17 protein-coding genes are annotated in these 18,532 nt (G+C 63.2%); 8 read left to right on the top strand and 9 right to left on the bottom strand.

From position 1 onward, the window contains the following. Window positions 1-115 precede the first annotated feature (115 nt). Window positions 116-826, top strand: a complete 711-nt coding sequence (locus LG661_RS12160; protein WP_230532166.1) for a DnaJ domain-containing protein — start codon at window positions 116-118, stop codon at window positions 824-826. A 75-nt stretch (window positions 827-901) separates the two neighbouring features. On the opposite strand, the gene LG661_RS12155 is transcribed toward LG661_RS12160, so the two are convergent. Next, complete coding sequence (locus LG661_RS12155; RefSeq protein ID WP_230532165.1) at window positions 902-2,416, bottom strand: serine hydrolase; 1,515 nt, start codon at window positions 2,414-2,416, stop codon at window positions 902-904. Window positions 2,417-2,672: 256 nt separating this feature from the next. On the opposite strand from LG661_RS12155, the gene LG661_RS12150 reads away from it, so the two are divergent. The 4 genes from LG661_RS12150 to LG661_RS12135 all read left to right on the top strand — a co-directional run bounded on the left by LG661_RS12150 (window position 2,673) and on the right by LG661_RS12135 (window position 6,410). Continuing rightward, a complete protein-coding gene (locus tag LG661_RS12150) occupies window positions 2,673-3,008 on the top strand; it encodes a phasin family protein (RefSeq protein WP_268995455.1) in 336 nt (111 codons plus the stop codon). Window positions 3,009-3,270: 262 nt separating this feature from the next. Then, a complete protein-coding gene (gene clpS / locus LG661_RS12145; RefSeq protein ID WP_230532163.1) occupies window positions 3,271-3,666 on the top strand; it encodes an ATP-dependent Clp protease adapter ClpS in 396 nt (131 codons plus the stop codon). Window positions 3,667-3,699: 33 nt separating this feature from the next. Continuing rightward, entirely contained in the window at window positions 3,700-6,162 is a 2,463-nt protein-coding gene (gene clpA, locus LG661_RS12140) for an ATP-dependent Clp protease ATP-binding subunit ClpA (RefSeq protein WP_230532162.1), read from the top strand. After that, window positions 6,159-6,410 (top strand): hypothetical protein, encoded by a 252-nt coding sequence (locus LG661_RS12135; protein ID WP_230532161.1) that lies wholly within the window; start codon window positions 6,159-6,161, stop codon window positions 6,408-6,410. The genes clpA and LG661_RS12135 overlap by 4 nt, the downstream gene beginning before the upstream one ends. A gap of 56 nt (window positions 6,411-6,466) precedes the next feature. On the opposite strand, the gene LG661_RS12130 is transcribed toward LG661_RS12135, so the two are convergent. The 4 genes from LG661_RS12130 to LG661_RS12115 form a co-directional block, all read right to left on the bottom strand. Next, window positions 6,467-8,290, bottom strand: coding sequence for an HWE histidine kinase domain-containing protein (locus LG661_RS12130; RefSeq protein WP_230532160.1), 1,824 nt, complete (start codon window positions 8,288-8,290; stop codon window positions 6,467-6,469). Window positions 8,291-8,607: 317 nt separating this feature from the next. Next, window positions 8,608-9,783 (bottom strand): GNAT family N-acetyltransferase, encoded by a 1,176-nt coding sequence (locus tag LG661_RS12125; protein ID WP_230532159.1) that lies wholly within the window; start codon window positions 9,781-9,783, stop codon window positions 8,608-8,610. Between the two features lie 62 nt (window positions 9,784-9,845). After that, window positions 9,846-10,598: a glycerophosphodiester phosphodiesterase family protein gene (locus tag LG661_RS12120; protein ID WP_230532158.1), complete on the bottom strand. Its 753-nt coding sequence runs from the start codon at window positions 10,596-10,598 to the stop codon at window positions 9,846-9,848. Next, complete coding sequence (locus LG661_RS12115) at window positions 10,595-11,065, bottom strand: RidA family protein (protein WP_230532157.1); 471 nt, start codon at window positions 11,063-11,065, stop codon at window positions 10,595-10,597. Before LG661_RS12115 ends, LG661_RS12120 begins: the two co-directional genes overlap by 4 nt. A 121-nt stretch (window positions 11,066-11,186) precedes the next feature. Between LG661_RS12115 and LG661_RS12110 the strand changes: the two genes are divergently transcribed. Further along, window positions 11,187-12,014, top strand: a complete 828-nt coding sequence (locus LG661_RS12110; RefSeq protein ID WP_230532156.1) for a cell envelope integrity EipB family protein — start codon at window positions 11,187-11,189, stop codon at window positions 12,012-12,014. Here LG661_RS12110 and LG661_RS12105 read toward each other — a convergent pair. Then, window positions 12,005-13,279 carry a DNA polymerase IV gene (locus tag LG661_RS12105; RefSeq protein WP_230532155.1) on the bottom strand — a complete coding sequence of 425 codons (1,275 nt, stop codon included), beginning with the start codon at window positions 13,277-13,279 and terminating at the stop codon, window positions 12,005-12,007. The two genes, LG661_RS12110 and LG661_RS12105, sit on opposite strands and share 10 nt — an antisense overlap. 8 nt (window positions 13,280-13,287) lie before the next feature. After that, entirely contained in the window at window positions 13,288-13,578 is a 291-nt protein-coding gene (locus LG661_RS12100) for a DUF3572 domain-containing protein (RefSeq protein WP_230532154.1), read from the bottom strand. Between the two features lie 100 nt (window positions 13,579-13,678). Between LG661_RS12100 and LG661_RS12095 the strand changes: the two genes are divergently transcribed. Together LG661_RS12095 and LG661_RS12090 are read left to right on the top strand one after the other, a co-directional pair. Further along, a complete protein-coding gene (locus LG661_RS12095) occupies window positions 13,679-14,062 on the top strand; it encodes a response regulator (RefSeq protein ID WP_230532153.1) in 384 nt (127 codons plus the stop codon). Between the two features lie 524 nt (window positions 14,063-14,586). Then, window positions 14,587-16,428, top strand: a complete 1,842-nt coding sequence (locus LG661_RS12090) for an adenine deaminase (protein WP_230532152.1) — start codon at window positions 14,587-14,589, stop codon at window positions 16,426-16,428. A 4-nt stretch (window positions 16,429-16,432) separates the two neighbouring features. On the opposite strand, the gene LG661_RS12085 is transcribed toward LG661_RS12090, so the two are convergent. Together LG661_RS12085 and LG661_RS12080 are read right to left on the bottom strand one after the other, a co-directional pair. Next, window positions 16,433-17,263 carry an alpha/beta hydrolase gene (locus tag LG661_RS12085; RefSeq protein WP_230532151.1) on the bottom strand — a complete coding sequence of 277 codons (831 nt, stop codon included), beginning with the start codon at window positions 17,261-17,263 and terminating at the stop codon, window positions 16,433-16,435. Between the two features lie 7 nt (window positions 17,264-17,270). Beyond that, window positions 17,271-18,389 (bottom strand): FUSC family protein, encoded by a 1,119-nt coding sequence (locus LG661_RS12080; RefSeq protein WP_230532150.1) that lies wholly within the window; start codon window positions 18,387-18,389, stop codon window positions 17,271-17,273. Window positions 18,390-18,532: the final 143 nt, after the last annotated feature.

The raw sequence follows: 18,532 nt of genomic DNA, 5'->3' as shown, positions 1-18,532 counted from the left end.
TTGCTTATGGCAGGCGAGAGACACCGAACGGCCGCCGCAATCCTCAAATCCCCCGCGTATGCGATTTACATCCGTCCCAACTCGGCCCACATGTGGTGGCGAGGGATGAAACGAGATGATGCTGCTGTTCGCAATAGCGGCTGCCGCTCTCCTGTGGTGGCTGGCCCGTATCTACGCCAAGTCGGACACGGCGGCGCTCAATCGGGCTGCAAAGGTGGCAGGCGGCGTCATGGCGCTTGGCGCGGCGGCCGTGCTGGGAGCCAAGGGCAATCTCGGAATGGCCTTGCTGCTCGGGGGCTTCGGCGCCTGGGCGTTGGGCTGGAGCGGGCTGAGGATCCCGGGTCCCTGGGGCAGGTTTCAGAACTCGGTAGGCCGCTCCTCCCGCATCAGGTCCGCCATGATCGAGATGGAGATCGACCACGCGACGGGAGCGGTGGAGGGAACGGTTCTCGCCGGACCCATGACTGGCCGCCGTTTGTCCAGTCTCACCCCTTCGGATCTGCGCCGCCTTTATGAGGAGTGCAGCGCGCTCGATCCGGAGGGTATTCCACTCCTAGAGGCTCATCTTGATCGCCGGTTTGCCGGCTGGCGTGAAGACGCTCAGGGCGATCGAGACACGCGGACGCGCGCTCATGCGCAGTCGGGCGCGATGACGAAAGATGAAGCCTACCAGATCCTGGGGCTTGAGCCTGGTGCGAGCCTCGACGAGATCCGACAGGCGCATCGGTCTTTGATCAAGAAACTCCATCCCGACCAGGGCGGGACGGCGTATCTCGCGGCTCGCGTCAATCAGGCGCGAGAAATCTTGCTGAGCCGACATCGCTGATACTCCACGCGCGATCCGGTGAACTCTGTTCCTGCGGCGGTATAAACACACGAACCGCCGCAGGGTCTACAATCGTCAGCCGCGGGCTGCGAAGCAGGCGAAGCCGCTCTTCTTCAACGCCTTGCAGGCATTCGTGGCATCGGTGGATTCCGGGAAGCCGGAGAAGCGGGCACGGTAGAGGGTGGTTCCATCGACGACCACCTTCTCAGTGAAGGGCGAGGCCTTCGACAGGAGCTTGCCGGACTGGGCGCGGGCCTTGTCGAGAATGGCCTCGGCCTTTTCCGCGTCGTCCGTGGCTCCGATCTGGATCACCCAGCCGGTGATGGCCTTCTTGGGCTCAGGTGCCGCTTCGGCCTTGGGAGCTTCGACCTTCGGCGGCTCGATGGAGGCGGTCTGTACCGGTGCAGGCTCCGGGGCCTTCTCCGGCTTGGCTTCGATCTTGGCCTGCAGACCAGCCTTATCCGCTGCCGTTACGGAGGGCGCTGTCTCCGGCGGGAGGGCCGCATAGGCGTGCGCGTTGAGCGGCAGGGGCTCCTGACCTTTCTGCCAGCGAACCGGAGGCGGAGAGGTGGGTGTCGTCGTGGTGCTTGCACCTGCCGCAGAGGCGACGACCGGGCGAAGAGTGCTCAGGTCCAGCGGCTTGCGGCCCGTCGGGGCAACTGGCGGAAGGGGGGCTGCCGCTGCCATTGCAGGCTGCGGGCTGGCCTTGTCCACGACCGGCGGGGCAATGCGGGCTCCGGCATAGGCGCGGGGCAGATGGTCGCCGATCAGGGAGGCCATCTTCTGGTCGCGGGACGCGCCGGACCGGCCGCCCAGCACGACGGCGACGACGCTGCGGGTGTCGGTATTGACCGAGGTCAGCAGGTTGAAGCCCGACAGGCGGGTATAGCCCGTCTTGATGCCGTCCACGCCCTCGACCTTGCCGAGCAGCCGGTTGTGGCCACGGATCGTCCGACCTGCGTACTGGAAGGAGCGGGTCTGGAAGTAGGAGAAGTATTTCGGGAAGCGGTCCTGGATCGCCCTGGCGAGGACGGACAGGTCGCGCGCCGTGGTGATGTTCGGCGGATTGTGAGGCAGCCCGTGAGGGTTGTAGAAGGCCGTCGAGCTCATGCCGAGTTCCCTGGCCCTGCGGGTCATCATCTGGGCGAAGGCATCCTCGGAGCCGGCGACGTTCTCGGCAACCACTACCGAGACGTCATTGGCGGAGAGGGTGACCATGGCCTTGATCGCGTCCTCGACCTCGATGGTCGAGCCGGGCTTCAGGCCGAGCTTCGTTGGAGCCTGGCTCGCAGCATAGGCGGACACGGTGAGCGGAGTGTCCAGCCGCATGCGGCCGCTCTCGAGTTGTTCGAAGAGCAGGTAGAGGCTCATCACCTTCGTGATGGAGGCCGGAATTCGTGGGGCGTCGATATTCTCGCCCTGAAGGATCTTGCCGGTCTTCGCGTCGACGACGATGGAGGCCGTCGGAGGGGCATAACCTTTCGATTTCTTACGGGCCGCCTCGGCGGGTGTGGCGGTGGCGATTGCAAGCGAGGCGACGATGCCGATGAAGGCCCATGCTCGTCGGCGTCCAACGCAAACCGAATTCATGCTGCAAAAATCCCTGTTTTTTCTAGGTTCCAGGCCCCCGCGCCCGGTGCTCCTCAGTGGGAGCCGTTGCCGGCGCAACACATATCGCGACGGTACGAGGATGCGGTTACGGCGGGGTTAACAGGAGTCTCATTGAAGGGAAGGCCATTGTGCATTGCACAATGGAACTTGACAAATATTGTGCAATGCACATATTGGATCCGTTACTCGCTCAGCGGCACTGTCGCTATTAAACGCCTTATTGCCGAGGTTCACAATGCTTCAGCCGTTCACCCAATTCCAGAAGTTTGGCCAGGACAGCCTGGATGCTGCCGTGAGAGCCTTTGGAGCCTTTTCAAGCAATGCCCAGGCGATCGCGACCGAGTCGGCCGATTTCGCCCGGAAGTCCTTCGAGCAGAGCTCCTCGGTGGTCGAGAAGCTGCTCGAGGTCCAGTCCCTCGACAAGGTCATGGAAGTCCAGGCCGCCTATGTGAAGGGGACCTGCGACAGCCTCGTCAGCCAATCGGCCAAGATGGGGGCGCTCTACTCCGCGCTCGCCAGCGAGACCTTTAAACCCTACGAGGGTCTCCTGCCCAAGGCGCCCGCGGTCTGATCCCGGCCGTTCTTCCTTACTCCTTATTCCTGATGCAACGCCCGGCCGTGAGCCGGGCGTTTTGCGTTCTGGCCATACCCCGCTGCGCCGGGTCACGGGAGTGCCCAAGATGTCGCTCTTCCCATCATGCCTGCGACCACCCATCTGGTTGATCTAGCGAACCGAAGCGAGCGACTATACATTTGGCTATGTGCCGTGGCCGGAGTGAAGGCGTGGACCGCGGGGCAGGGCAGAGGAAGAACGAGGGGTCGGTCGTTACATCATGGTGCGGTTAGCTCAGGACAGTCGGGCCAGGTCGGAGCAGGGATTCCTGTCTGCGGCCGGCGGGTCGCAACCTCCTGGAGGCGACGATGGCGGCGGTCGCTCGAATACGGCCATCATCACAAAAGCCAAACCGCGCACGAAACGGCCGAACCTGTACCGCGTTCTCCTCTTGAACGACGATTACACCCCCATGGAGTTCGTGGTTCACGTGCTGGAGCGTTTCTTCAACAAAGACCGTGAAGACGCGACCCGGATTATGCTCCATGTGCACCAGAACGGCGTGGGGGAATGTGGAGTTTTTACGTACGAAGTTGCGGAGACGAAGGTGACCCAGGTGATGGATTTCGCCCGGAAGCACCAGCACCCTCTGCAGTGTGTAATGGAAAAGAATTAGCCGGGACTATGAGGTCTCATAAAGGACAAGCCATTGCCGAGCTTTTCTCGCAGTCTTGAACAAGCCCTTCACCGAGCCCTTGCTCTAGCGGGCGAGCGCCGCCATGAATATGCGACCCTGGAGCACCTGCTCCTCGCCCTGATCGACGACCAGGACGCGGCGGCGGTGATGCGAGCCTGCAACGTCGACCTCGACGTCCTGCGCCGCAACCTGGTCGATTACGTGGATAGCGAACTGGCAAACCTCGTGGCCGATGGACGGCAGGACTCCAAACCTACGGCCGGGTTCCAGCGCGTGATCCAGCGGGCGGTGATCCATGTCCAGTCCTCCGGCCGCGACGAGGTGACGGGCGCGAACGTACTGGTTGCGATCTTTGCCGAGCGGGAGAGCCATGCGGCCTATTTCCTGCAGGAGCAGGACATGACCCGTTACGACGCGGTCAACTACATCAGCCACGGCATCGCCAAGCGTCCGGGCCTGACCGAGGGCCGCTCGCCCCGGGGCACGGAGGAGGAGTCGAACGAGCGTCCGACCCAGGACGAGGCGGATCCGCGCCAGAAGAAGAAGGGCGATGCTCTCGATGCCTATTGCGTCAACCTGAACAAGAAGGCCAAGGACGGCAAAATCGATCCGCTGATCGGCCGTGGCTCCGAGGTCGAGCGCACGATCCAGGTGCTCTGCCGCCGCCAAAAGAACAACCCGCTCCTCGTGGGCGATCCCGGCGTCGGCAAGACCGCCATCGCCGAGGGCCTTGCCCGCAAGATCGTCCAGGGCGAGGTGCCGGCGGTTCTCAAAGGCGCGACCGTCTTCGCCCTCGACATGGGCACGCTGCTCGCGGGCACCCGCTACCGGGGCGACTTCGAGGAGCGCCTCAAGCAGGTGATGAAGGAGATCGAGGCGCATCCGAACGCCATCATGTTCATCGACGAGATCCACACGGTGATCGGCGCCGGCGCCACTTCCGGCGGCGCGATGGACGCCTCGAACCTGCTCAAGCCTGCATTGGCGCAGGGCAGCCTCCGCTGCATCGGCTCCACGACCTACAAGGAGTACCGCCAGTACTTCGAGAAGGACCGGGCTCTGGTCCGTCGTTTCCAAAAGATCGACGTGAACGAGCCGTCCGTGCCGGACGCCATCGAGATCGTAAAGGGCCTGAAGCCTTATTTCGAGGAGTTCCACAAGCTCAAGTACACCAACGACGCCATCAAGGCGGCGGTGGAGCTGTCGGCCCGTTACATCAATGACCGGAAGCTGCCGGACAAGGCGATCGACGTGATCGACGAGACCGGCGCCTCGCAGATGCTCCTGCCGGAGACCCGGCGCAAGAAGACCATCGGCGTCAAGGAGATCGAGACCACCATCGCCACAATGGCTCGGATCCCGCCGAAGTCGGTTTCCAAGGACGATGCCGAGGTTCTGGCCAATCTCGAGACGACCCTGAAGCGGGTGGTCTATGGCCAGGACAAGGCCATCGAGGCGCTCACCTCGGCGATCAAGCTGGCCCGCGCCGGCCTGCGCGATGCGGAAAAGCCCATCGGCTCCTACCTGTTCGCCGGTCCGACCGGCGTCGGCAAGACCGAGGTTGCCCGTCAGCTCGCCACTTCGCTCGGAGTCGAGCTCCTGCGCTTCGATATGTCGGAGTACATGGAGCGCCACACGGTCAGCCGCCTCATCGGCGCGCCTCCCGGCTATGTGGGCTTCGACCAGGGCGGTCTCCTGACCGACGGCATCGACCAGCACCCCCATTGCGTGCTTCTCCTCGACGAGATCGAGAAGGCGCACCCGGATCTGTTCAATATCCTGCTCCAGGTCATGGACCATGGGAAGCTGACGGACCACAACGGTAAGCAGGTCGACTTCCGCAACGTGATCATCATCATGACCACGAATGCCGGCGCCGCGGACATGGCCCGCCCGGCCTACGGTTTCACCCGAACCAAGCGGGAAGGGGACGATACCGAGGCGGTCAACAAGCTGTTCACGCCCGAATTCCGCAACCGTCTCGATGCGATCATCTCGTTCGGCCATCTGCCGAAGGAGGTCGTTCAGAAGGTTGTCGACAAGTTCGTGCTGCAGCTCGAGGCCCAGCTCGCCGACCGAAACGTCACTATCGAGCTGACCGAGGAGGCTCGCGACTGGCTGGTCGAGCACGGCTATGACGAGGCCATGGGCGCCCGCCCGATGGGCCGTCTGATCCAGATGACGATCAAGACGCCGCTCGCCGACGACATCCTCTTCGGCCGGCTCAAGAACGGCGGGGCCGTTCGTGTCCTGGTCAAGACCGACGAAATCGGGCTGCAGACTCTTGGCTTCGAGTATCTGGAAGGGCCGGTGAAGCCGAAGCCCGAGAAGGATGTGACGAAGATCAAGAAGAAGCCGCGCGCCAAGTCCGCCTCTTCGGGCCGGACGAAAAAGTCGGTGAAACCGAAGGGATCGGGTGGTAATGGAGGCGGAGGTGTCCGCACCGTTCCCAAGGTTCCATTGGTTAGAGCATGACGACAGAGCTTCACGAGGGGCCGCTTCAGGCCTCTTCCAGCCTCACCGCTCCGGCGAGACTGTCCTGGCGCGAAAAGCGCGAGGTCCGTCGCCGCCGGCGCGTCTGGTTCGAGGAGATCCTTGGCTGGATTCTCGTCCCGACCATTCTGTTCGGCACCTACTGGCTGCTGGATCTTATCCTGACGACCCTCGGCACGTCGCCCGCAGCAATCCTGGAGGGGATCGAGGCCATCATGGCCCATCTCTGAGGACCTGCCGGACGCCTTCCCAATCGGAAAAGCCCGCATGAATGTGCGGGCTTTTCTTATGTCAGCAGAGTATCGACCGTACAGGTGACGCCCATGGGCTCGAATGCGATCCCCACCTGCCCACCCAGGTCATGGGCGAGGCTGCGCTCGATGAGGCGGGTGCCGAAGCCTCGGCGCCTGGGCGGCTCCACGGGCGGGCCGCCGCTCTCGATCCAGGTCAGGTGGAGCCGTTGCATGTTGCCCTCCTGTACCGTGGACCACGCGATGCGGACCTCGCCGGAGGTATTCGAAAGAGCGCCGTATTTCACCGCATTTGTCGCGAGTTCCTGCAGGGCCATGGCGATGGCCAGAGCCATGCGCGGGGACAGGCGCAGATCCGGACCATTCACATGCAGGCGGTTCTCCCGGTCGTGGCAATAGGGAGCAAGAGCCTCCGTGACGATATCCCTCAGGCCGGCGCCCTCCCAGTTTTCCCGCGTGAGCACGTCATGGGCACGGGAGAGGGCGAAGAGACGTGCCTCCAGGGCTGCGCGCGCGTCTGCCATGGCGTCCGCATTGCGCAGGGTTTGCGATGCAATGGACTGCACGGTGGCGAGGGTATTCTTCACGCGGTGGTTCAACTCGTTGATGAGCAGTTCCCGGTGCTCCTCGGCCTTCTTACGGTCCGTGACATCAACAATGATGCCGGGAAAACGTACCGGCTGTCCCGCCACATGATAGCAGCGACCTCTTGCCAGAACCCAATGGATATGCCCCTTCAGGTCGATAGTGCGGTATTCCGCAGCGTATACTTCGCCCGTGGCGATGGCATGGTCGATGGCAAGGACAGCTCTCTGGCGGTCTTCAGGGTGGATGCCACCGACGAAACGCGAAAGCGGCATGCCTGCGGCCGTTTGGACCGGATCAAGGCCGAAGAGATAGGCGAATCTTTCGTCGGAATAGATCTGGTCGGACTGAATATCCCAGTCCCACGCGCCGACGGCAATCGAGGCTTCGAGCGCCAGCTGAAGTCGCTCTTCGCTCTTACGCAGCGCTGCCTCGGACCTGGCGCGCTCGACGGCGTCCCAGGTTCGCTCGGCCACATCCTCGACCAGCTTGACCTCGCTATCGCTCCAGAGGCGGGGCTCCCTATCGTGAACGTAAAGCGCTGCCACCATGCGTCCACGCTTGAGCAGAGAAACCGTGACCAGAGCCGCCGTCTGAAGATGGCCGAATGCAATGAGGCCTTCGGGTGAATTGGTGCGGGAATCCTTCCCTACATCATGCACCACCAGCGTTTCTCCGCGCTTGAGGGCGCCGTGGATCTCCGGGCCGAAGGCCGTCAGGTCGTGCGTTCCGATGTGATGGGCGACTGTGCCATCAGTCCAGTTGCGCTCAGTGGTGAAGTAGCGGGCCGTCACCTCGACTTCACCATAGCCGACCCGGCTTGTACCCAACTGCTCTCCGAGCATCTGCTGGGCCGCCACGATGATATCGACCGGTTCGTGCAAGTTGCGTAGGCGGTCGCTCAGCCGGACGAGAAACTCGAGTCTCTGCTCGCCCAAAACCTTGGAAGTCGTTTCATGGACGATGCACAGCACGCCTGCGATCTGGCCAGTCTCGTCATGAACCGGGCTGTAGGAGAAGGTCCACCATGTCTGTTCGGGAGAGCCGTTCCGGTCGAGAACAATCGGCAGATCCTCGAAATAGCTCGCTTCGCCTGCAAGGGCGCGTTCGGCAATCGGCCCGATGACATCCCATGCTTCCGACCAGATCTCCCGGAACGGTCGGCCCAGGGCGTCGGGCTTGATCCCCAGTATCGGGCGGTATGCATCGTTGTAGAAGGCCGTGAGCTCCGGTCCCCAGACCAGAAACGTCGGGAACTTGGAATGAAGGATCATCCCTACGGCTGTCCGTAGGGAGTGCGGCCACGTCCCAATGGGGCCGACAGGGGTTCCTGACCAGTCATGCGCCCGGATGCGCTCGCCCATATCCCCGGTGCTGACCAGGAAATCAGACGCCTGCGTCACGCTATCGAGCATCACGCCCACTCGACCGTTTCAGTGCGGAATGGGCTTTACAGGTTTTGTGGAAGGGCATGGATCAAGGGAGCCTGAGCAGCGGGGCCGCGGAAGCATGGTTGAGATGTGAACTAGTCCGCGAAAACCGCTGCGGCAAGCGCTTTGGATGCCGCCTCAACGGCTTGCGTCGAAACGCCTTACTCCTCTTCCCTATGCCGAAATGGTGTTGCTGCGGACAGTTCCTCGGCGGCCTCCGATACGTAAAGTCGCTCCTGGCCGAGATAGGCTTCGACCGCGCGGCGGAGGGAAGGGTCGGCGATGTCATGGGCCGAGGAGGTGATGACCGGCCTGTATCCTCGCGCCAGCTTGTGCTCTCCCTGTGCACCGGCCTCGACCCGGTCAAGGCCGCGGGCGATGGCGAAGTCGATGGCCTGATAGTAGCAGACCTCGAAATGCAGGAACGGATGGTCCTCGATGCAGCCCCAGTTACGCCCGTAGAGCCGCCTTTCGCCAATGAAGTTGATCGCGCCCGCGATATAACGTCCGCCGCGCTTTGCCATGACGAGCAGGGTCCTGTCTGGCATCTGCTCCCCGACGAGCGAGAAGAAGCGGCGGTTGAGATAGGGGCGGCCCCATTTGCGCGATCCGGTATCCATGTAGAAGGCGAAGAAGGCGTCCCAATGGGCCTCGGTAATGTCCTTGCCCGTCACCCACTCGATGAAAATCCCGTTAGCCAGGGCGTCCCGCCGCTCGCGCCGGATCGCCTTGCGCTTGCGGGAGGCGAGGGCGCTCAAGAACTCGTCGAAGGTCTGGTAGCCCTCGTTGAACCAATGGAACTGCTGATCGTCGCGACGGAGAAAATCTTCGGCCGTGAACGCCGCAACATCCGCTTCCTGCAGGAAGGTGGCATGGATCGAGGAGGCATTCGTCTGATCCCGCAGGGCGCGCAGACCTGCGATCAGGTACTCTCGCACTTTTCCGGCCTGAGGACTGTCCGGAACAAGGAGACGAGGGCCTGAGGCCGGCGTGAAGGGCACGGCGACCTGAAGCTTGGGATAGTAGCGTCCCCCTGCGCGCTCATAGGCGTCCGCCCAGGAATGGTCGAAGACGTACTCGCCCATGGAATGGGATTTGAGATAACAGGGAGCCGCGCCCAGAAACGCACCGGCCTCATCCTCGACCAGGACATGGACCGGGGACCACCCGGTCTTCGGTCCCACGCAGCCGGAATCCTCCAGTGCAGAGAGAAAGGCATGCGAAACGAAGGGGTTGAAGGGGTCTTCCTCGCCCGAAGCATTGTTCAGGGCGCAACCATCCCAGGACGCAGCCGGGACCGCTTTCAGGCCTTGCGCTATTTTGACTTGGAAGCTCACAGGGTGGAGAGGTCCCGTCTTTTCGTATTAGAGCTAGGCACTCGGCGGGACCGTTTCAACCGTCAGGGCAGGAAGCCCTCAAAGACCATCTGGTCGGCGTATTTCTCGGCGCGGGCGCACTGGTCCGGATTGCGCACCGTCCAGGTCATCACCGGCAGGTTACCGAGCACCTTGCAGAGATAAGGACCGGCGCAGGGCAGGTCGTCCACCTTCCAGGAGACGAATTGCGGCTGCGACTCCGAGAAGTGTAACAGGTTCGCCAGCCGGTGCTTCAGCTCTCCGCTCATGAAGCTGTCGTTCTTGGAGGCGTAATGCAACTCACCGATGATGCCGCGGGTGATGTGCGGCGCGCTCGTGCGGAGCGTCGCGACCACGAAGGGGTCGAACGACTTGACCACATATGGGCCGCTGTAATCCGCCAGGATCTCGCAGACACGCTTGGTCAGCCTGACATCGCCGTTGAACTTGCTCTTGATCTCGATGACGAGGGGCACACGTCCCGCGACCGTATCGAGGAACTGCTTGAAGGACGGGATCTTATCGCTGCCCTTTGCTCCCGAGATGTCGATCTTCGTCAGGTTGGCGAGGTTGCGCTCGATCACGAGGCCCGTATCGCCGGTGAGGCGGTCGAGCTCGAAATCGTGGAAAACGATCGCCTCGTTGTCGGCGGTTAGCTGGACGTCGAGTTCGATGGGAAAGCCGCGTGCGACGGCGGCTTCCGCGGCCGAGATCGTGTTCTCGATCACGCCTTCGGCTTTGTTGTGAAGGCCACGATGGGCGATGGGCTTTGCGACAAGCCAGCTCGGGGTGCTCATTTGACTTCGAACATTCCCTCGACCTCGACGCAGGCGTCGAGGGGCAGTTCCGCCACGCCGATGGTGGAGCGCGCATGGCGGCCTGCATCACCGAGCACCTCGACCATGAGGTCGGATGCGCCGTTCATCACCGGGGCGAGCGCCGCGAAGGTCGGAACGGCATTGATGAAGCCGCCGAGGCGAACGCACCGCACCACGTTGTCGAGATCGCCGACCGCCGCCTTCAGCTGCGCGAGAAGGTTGATGGCGCAAAGCCGGGCGGCCTCCTGGCCGACCTCCGGCGAAATCTCGGCGCCGACCTTCCCCTTGTGGGCGTCGGACAGCTTGCCGTCCTGCCCCAGGCAGAGCTGCCCGGAGATGATGACGAGGTTGCCCGTCCGCACGAAGGGCACGTAATTCGCGACGGGCGCTGCCGGCGTCGGCAGGGTGATGCCCAGTTCCTGGAGTTTCTTGTCGACTGCGCTCATGTGAGGCCCCGGTTTTCGTAATCCGGCAGGATTAGTGGCGGATGAGCCCAATGGACGCAAGCCGGAACATTGCCCTGTCCGCAGGAGGCTTCTATCTTGGCTGGAGGGATTTGGAGGTGTCATGCGTTCCTTAGCTGCGGCCCTGGGCCTTTTCATCGTCATGCTGGCGCCATCCGCCGCCGAGACGGCGAAGGTGCCGCTGGCTCCGCACCGGGCCGTCTACGACCTGTCTCTCCTGCGCTCGGAAGGCTCCCGCGGCCTCGACAGCGTCAGGGGGCGCATCGCCATGGAATTCGGCGGCGATGCCTGCGAGGGCTATACCCTGAAGTATCGCCAGGTGACGGTGCTCAACAGCACCGAGACTGGGCCGCGCACGGTGGACACCCAGACGGCTACCTTCGAAGCAGGCAACGGCCAGTCCATGCGCTTCAAGACAACCTCGACGACGCAGGGCCTGGTGAAGGACGGGGTGGATGGCGATGCGCAGTTGCGGCCCGACGGGTCCCTCAATGTCCGTTTCAAAGGGCCGAGGAACACGACCTTTGCGGCCAAGGGTCAACCAGTTTTCCCGACCGAGCACCTCAAGCGCCTGATCGAGGCGGGCCGGAGCGGACAGACGATTCTATCCGTGAAGGTCTATGACGGCTCCGACGGCGGAAAGAAGGTCTACGACACCTTAGGTATCATCGGCCGAACGATCGAGCCAGGGGCGGGGAGCAATCTTGAGGAACCTGCCCGGCAGGATCGGCTGATGAAGCTGCAGCGCTGGCCGGTGACCATCAGCTATTTCGAGGAAGGCAAGGAGGACCGGAACCCGGTCTACAAGATCTCCTTCGAGCTCTACGAGAACGGGATCAGCCGCGACCTCAGGCTCGACTATGGGGATTTTGCAATCAAAGGCGAGCTGAAGAGCCTCGATGTCCAGGCTCCAACGGCCTGTCAGCGCTGAGGCTTGCGGAGCGTAATGCCCTTCTGAAGGGCAGTTGCGCCGAATTTGTCGCGAATGCGGTCGATGGCGGCCTCCATATGGGCCTGCTTCACCACCGTCTGATCGGCGAGATCACCCTGGTCCGCTTCCGCGCCGTCGCAAAGATCTGCTGCGCCAATGCCGATGAGGCGGAAGGCCGTGCCGTCGCAGGAGGCCTTGAGCATCTGCCGTGCCGGCTCGAACAGGCGTGCGGCAAGCTGCGTGGGCGCGAGGCCCGACCGGGTCCTGGTAGCGAGGCGGAACTCGCTGTCCTTGAGCTTCAGGGTCACGCTGCGCCCGGCGAGCCCCGCCGCCTTCATGCGACGTGAGACTTTCTCCGAAAGCCGCCACAGGATGGGCTCCAGGTCTTCGAAAGAGCGCAGGTCCGTCTCGAAGGTCGTTTCGGCCGAAATGCCCTTCGTCTCCCGCTCCGGCGTCACCCGCCGCGTATCCTCACCCCAGGCGAGGCGCACCAGGCGCTGCGCATCACGGCCCAGCGCCTCGAACAGGACCTTTAGCGGTATATCCCTCAAATGGGCGATCTGCGTCACGTCGACTTTGGCGAGGCGCGCCTGTGCCGATGCCCCAATGCCCGGGATCATTCCGACGGGCTTTTCGGCTAGGAAATCCGCGGCCTCCTCGCGTCCGATGATGGAGAAGCCCCGCGGCTTCTGGAGGTCCGAGGCGATCTTGGCCAGAAACTTGTTGTAGGACAGCCCGACGGAAATGGTGATCCCGATTTCCTTCTCCACCTTGTGAGCGAAGCGGGCAAGCGTCAGGGCGGGACTGCCGTGATGAAGGCGCTCCGTGCCGGTGAGGTCCAGGAAGGCCTCGTCGATGGAGACTGGCTCCACAAGCGGCGTCAGCTCCAGCATGAGCTGGCGCACCTCGTGCCCGGCCTTTCGGTATTTCTCTCCATTCGGCTTGATGACCGTGGCGTGAGGACAGAGCTTGAGCGCCTGGAACATGGGCATGGCGGAGCGCACCCCGAAGGTGCGGGCGACATAGCAGGCAGTTGACACGACGCCCCGTTTGCCGCCGCCGATGATGACGGGCTTGTCCGCAAGGCTAGGATCGTCCCGCTTCTCGACAGCCGCGAAAAAGGCGTCGCAGTCCACGTGGGCGATGGAGAGCGTGTCGCGCTCCTTGTGCCGCAACAGGCGAGGGGAGCCGCAAGCCTTGCACCGGCTCGCCAGGGACTCGGCGGCCGGCGTCAGGCAGTCGCGGCAAAAGGGGGCCTCGCTCATGGATTGTGTTACTCGAACTCGGTTGGCGAAAGGGTTCGGTGCGCCTCCATGATGCGCTCGGGCGTCGTGTTCATCGCTTCCGCCAGGACCAGAAGCAGCGGCTCGTCGGCAGCAACATAATCGAGGATTCCTGCCAGGAAGCCCGGCGCGGCAGCGGCGGAGCGGATCGTGTCCGGCTGCAGGCCGGAAATGGAAAGGAACCGGGTCAGGGCTTCTTCATTGCTTGTGATGTAGGAAAACGCACCTAAGGCGACGTTTTCCGCCTCATCCCGGCTGATTCTTTTGGGGGTAAGTCTCATGTTGGGAGTTTGCTTTTCGTCAATAGGTTCAATCTAGATTCATCATCCGACGAATATACGGGCCGGTGAAGTCGGTTTTTGGGGCCCTGGGACAGAGGCTATGAAGAAGACAGTGCTTATTGTTGAGGACAACGAACTCAACATGAAGCTCTTCAACGATCTGCTCGAGGCTCACGGCTATGCCACCCTCAAGACGGGCCATGGCATCGAAGCCATGGAGCTGGCAAGAGAGCACAAGCCGGACCTGATCCTCATGGACATCCAGCTTCCGGAGGTGTCGGGGCTGGAGGTCACCCGCTGGCTCAAGGCAGACGACGACCTGAAGGCGATTCCCGTCATCGCCATCACGGCCTTCGCCATGAAGGGGGACGAGGAGCGGATTCGCGAGGGCGGCTGCGAGGCCTATCTTTCGAAGCCTATCTCGGTCGCCAAGTTCATCGCGACCGTGAAAACCTATCTGGAAGAAGGCAGTTCGGCAGCCTGAGGGGCTCCCGAGGCCGCTTCTGCCGGAGGGCTTCGGGGCGATTCTCACCGTTGACAAGGTGTCGCATTAACTTTTTTTGGAAAATGAAGCTTTTGGGTCACAACGGTGCTTGCATCGTGCAAAGCTTCTAATATTGTTCAAGCCAAGTTTCCGCCCTAGCGGATCAGAAATGCCCTACGGATGCTCAGGTCCGCCGCATCTCCTGGGAGTTCGTGGGCTCGGCCAGCCTGGGAACGGATCGTTGCCTCCTCAACACCGTTCCCAGCTGGCCACCTTACAAGGATTGCTTGAAAACTTTTCAACAGGCGCCGCAGGGCGCCTTTTTTATTGGGTTGCCTTGTCCTGTGAGTGACCGCGCGAAGCGTCCGCGCATCTTCATCTTGTGTCCCCAACTTCGCCGGGCCTATCAATAGAAATAACGAGTGACGCTCGGGAAGTTCGAGGCGGCTCTGTCTCTTCCGATGATCGTCCGGGCGATCATTCTCCGGCCGCATGACGCAGCACAGCCAGACGGGATACGAACCATGGACCAGCCAACACCTTCGCTCCCTCCGAAATCTGCGCTGACGCGCTTTTCCGTGGCCCCGCTCTCCACCGTGACCCGGCATCTGGCCGATGTCGCCTCCGGACGGGCCCCGGCGGATCTCGTCATCACCGGAGCCTGCGTACTCTCGACCTACAGCGAGCGAACCGCTCCCGAGCGGGAAGTGTGGATCGCCGGCGGTCGCATCGCCGCGGTAAAGCCGGCGGGAGCCTATCGTCAGGCGGCAGGATCCCCCGGCCGTATCCATGATGCGAAGGGCGGCATCATCGCGCCCGGGCTGGTCGATCCGCACATCCATATCGAAAGCAGCATGATCACGGCTTGCGCCTATGCGGAGGCGGCGCTGCTCAACGGCACGACGACGATCTTCTGCGACAGCCATGAGATCGGCAATGTCATGGATGCTGAAGGCATCGAGATGATGCTGGAGGATGCCCGCCATGCTCCGCTTTCGATCTTTCTCACGGTTCCGAGCACGGTGCCGGCGACCTCTCCCGATCTGGAGACGGCCGGAGGAGACCTGACGCCTGCGAAAATCGCGGCCCTGTTCGACCGCTGGCCGGAGGCGGCAGCTCTCGGCGAGAAGATGGATTTTGTCCCCGTGACCATGGGTGACGAGAGGAGCCACGCCATCCTTGCGGCCGCTCTCGAGCGCGGCAAGCCGGTGTCGGGTCATATCTACGGCCGCGAGTTCGTGGCTGCCTATGCGGCGAGTGGCGTGACCGACACTCATGAGGCCATCGACCGGGACATCGCCGACGACCTGCTCGACGCCGGCATCTGGATCTTCCTGCGCGGCGGACCGCCCACGACTCCGTGGCACTCGCTTCCGGAAGCCATCAAGACCATCACGGAGCTGCGCGCTTCCCACAAGCGCATCTGCGTCTGCACCGATGACCGCGACGCGGATGACCTGATGATGTTCGGCATGGACTGGGTGACCCGGGAGGCTCGCCGCGCCGGAATGGGCCGCGAGCAGGCCTGGAGCATGGGGTCCCTCCATCCCGCCACGCGCTTCGGGATGGAAGGCGAGATCGGTGGTTTGGGTGGCGGACGCCGGGCCGACGTGGTGCTCCTGAACGACGATCTGGAGGTGCAGAACACATGGTATGGCGGCGAGCTCGTCGTCGAGGACAAGAGGGTTACGCCCGTTCTCGACCAGGCCCTGTCCAACCGCTATCGCTATCCGGATAAGGCCTATCGGACAGTGCACGTCCCGAACCCGCCGAAGCTGATTCCTGACCTGCCAGCGGAGGCATGCACGGCCAATGTGATCCGGGTCGCGCTGCCGGGCATCGTGCTGTTCCATGACAAGGTGAAGCTCGAGAAAGAGGAGGGCTGGGAGGCTCTGCTCTCGAAAAACGATCTCACTTTCGTGACTGTCATCGAGCGTCACGGCCGCACGGGCGGCGCAGGCGTGGCCCATGGCTTCCTCAAGGATTTCGGCCTGAAAAGCGGCGCCGTCGCGAGCAGCGTCGGTCACGATTCGCACAACCTCATCGTCGCCGGCACCAATGAGGCCGACATGCGGGTCGCTCTCGACGCGATCATCGAGGCTCAGGGCGGCGTCTGCGTGGTGGACCAGGGGCAGGTCATCGCCATGGTGCCTCTCCCCATCGCAGGCCTTCTCTCCGATAAGCGCGTGACGGATGTGGCGGCTGAGACCCGCGTCCTGAAGGAGGCTTGGGAGAGGGCAGGGTGCAAGATCCCCTACATGGGCTTCAACCTCATCCCGCTCTCCGTGATCCCAGAGATCCGCATCACCGACAAGGGATTGGTGCTGGTGCCGGAGATGAAGCTGGTGCCGCTTTACGACGAGTAATGCTTCAACGTGGGGCTCCTTCGATCCGCCCCAGAGCCTCTCTCATGGCGGCGGCGAAGGCGGGCTGCCCGTAGAGGTCATTGTGACCTGCCTCGGGGATGGTGCGGTCCAGGATCAGATTCGGAACCGCCTGGCGCAGGGGCTCGGTGCGCCGTGCCGGCACGATGGTGTCTCTGCCAGCCGCGATCAGGGCCGCTGGCGTCCGGGTGTCGCGCACGAGTTCGATCACCGGCATCTGATGGCGCAAAAGCAGGCCGACGGGCGCCCACGGGAAGTGCTCCTTCGCCAGACCAGCCAGAGTGTCGAAGGGTGTGACCAGGATCGTCCCCTGGACCGGGCGGTGACGTGCCAGGTCGGCCGCGACGCCGCTGCCGATGCTGAACCCGACCGCCACCGTGGGCCGGGTGCGCTCCGCATTCAGGTAATCGAAGATAGCGAGCGAGTCCGCCAACAAGGCCCTGGCGCTCGGCTCTCCTGTGCTGGGCGGGTAGCCTCTGTAGTGGAAAGCGACGACTTCATGATCGGGAAAGAGGTCGTGCAGGTAGAGAGCCATGGCCTCCGCATTCCAGGCATTGCCGCCGAAGCCCAGAAGGAGAGGCGGTGACACGGCTTGGGAGGATTGAGGTTTCAGGCGCACACCGACGAGGCGTTCGCCGTCCGCGGTTGCGAGTTCAAGTCGCTCGGCGGAGGTCGGAAGCGTGGGGCGGTTGGCTGCCGCGATCTGGGTTGGAAACAGCAGTCCGGTCTGCCAGAGAAACACCATTCCAATGAGGCCGGCGAAGATAAGGGCGCCAGACGCCAAGACCATCATCAACATCTTCCAGCCCTGGCTCATGCCCTGTTCAACGCTCCGCATCCGAGCTTTTCTGCCGCGCCAGATCCTGCCCGCGGGCTAACAGGTCCTCAAGGTCCTTGCGGAACTGCTCGAATGCGAAGCGGAGCGCGAAGATCTGGCCGAAAGCCTCACTCGACAAGGACCGCACGGAGGGCTCGGACCGCAGGACTTCCGTGCAGCTCACGAAAGTCTGCAAGGCGGTCCTGAAGGCATCCGGGCTCGGAGGCGGGATCCGATCCTTCAGCGACTTGGCCAGATCTGCGAGCAGCCTGTAGGTCTCTTCGCGCAAGACCGTCAGCGAGGGGGTCAGCCTGTCCCGGAGGGGGGCGGGAAGGGGATTGGCGGCGGCGCGGCCGATCATCACGAGATCGTGCCGCACCCGGTACAGCGTGCGGATGAGGGGTTCGGGATCCGCCTCGTCGGTCAGGTGGCTCCGGCGCTCGCGGGCGGCCTCGTCGGCCGCATTCTCCGCCTTCTTCAGGGCCGAGCGGATCTGCGGGTGGAGCCTCTGCAGGGCCGAACGGCCTTTCGGACCCGCTGTCAGCTCATCCATGAAAATGGTGACCAGCTCAGCATTGAGCGAGACGACCTTGGCTGCGGCCTCTGTCATGAGGCTATGCGCCCGGGCCGGAAGGACGAAAAGGGCGACGGCCACGCCGACGACATTGCCGAGCGTGATTTCGGCCACTCGACCCAGAGCCGCGGCGAGGGGGCCGATGTCCTGGCCCAGAGGCGGCAGAAGCATGATGAGAGACGTGACCGGGGCGACCCGGAAGCTCGGGTTGACGGCAGCCAAGAGAGCGAGCGGGAAGAGGGCGGCGACGACTGCAAGGCCGAGGTCCATGGCCGTGCTGTGCGGGATCATGGCTGCGACGGCCCCGCCGTAGATCGCCCCTGCAAGGGTTCCGGCGAACCGGTCGAGCGCCGCCTTCAGGGAGCCGCCGATACTGGCCTGCATCACGATGACGGCGGTGATTGCCGCCCAATAGCCCTGAGGCAGGTCGAGGGCGCGGGTGATGGCGAAGGCTACGGCCCCAGCAATCGTAACCCGCAGCGCCAGCTTCATCTCCGCCTGGCGCCCGCCGATCCGGTCCGCCGCCTCTCTGAGCCGTGCAAGGGAAGGCATGTGATTCTCCAGGCGAGGATCATAGCCGGTCGCGGCCCGTGCGGTGGCGCACGGCAGACGTGCCATTTCGCCGTACTGCAGTTTCTTGTAAAAGCGATTAGAGGTCCGGTTTCGACCAATAATAAATTCCCGCTTGGGGGCCT

Origin of the sequence: Microvirga roseola (assembly GCF_020866965.1) — a bacterium.
In the GTDB taxonomy this organism is placed as follows: Bacteria; Pseudomonadota; Alphaproteobacteria; order Rhizobiales; family Beijerinckiaceae; genus Microvirga; species Microvirga roseola.
The sequence above is the reverse complement of the archived record's forward strand: the minus strand, read 5'-3'. Positions and strand labels throughout refer to the sequence as shown.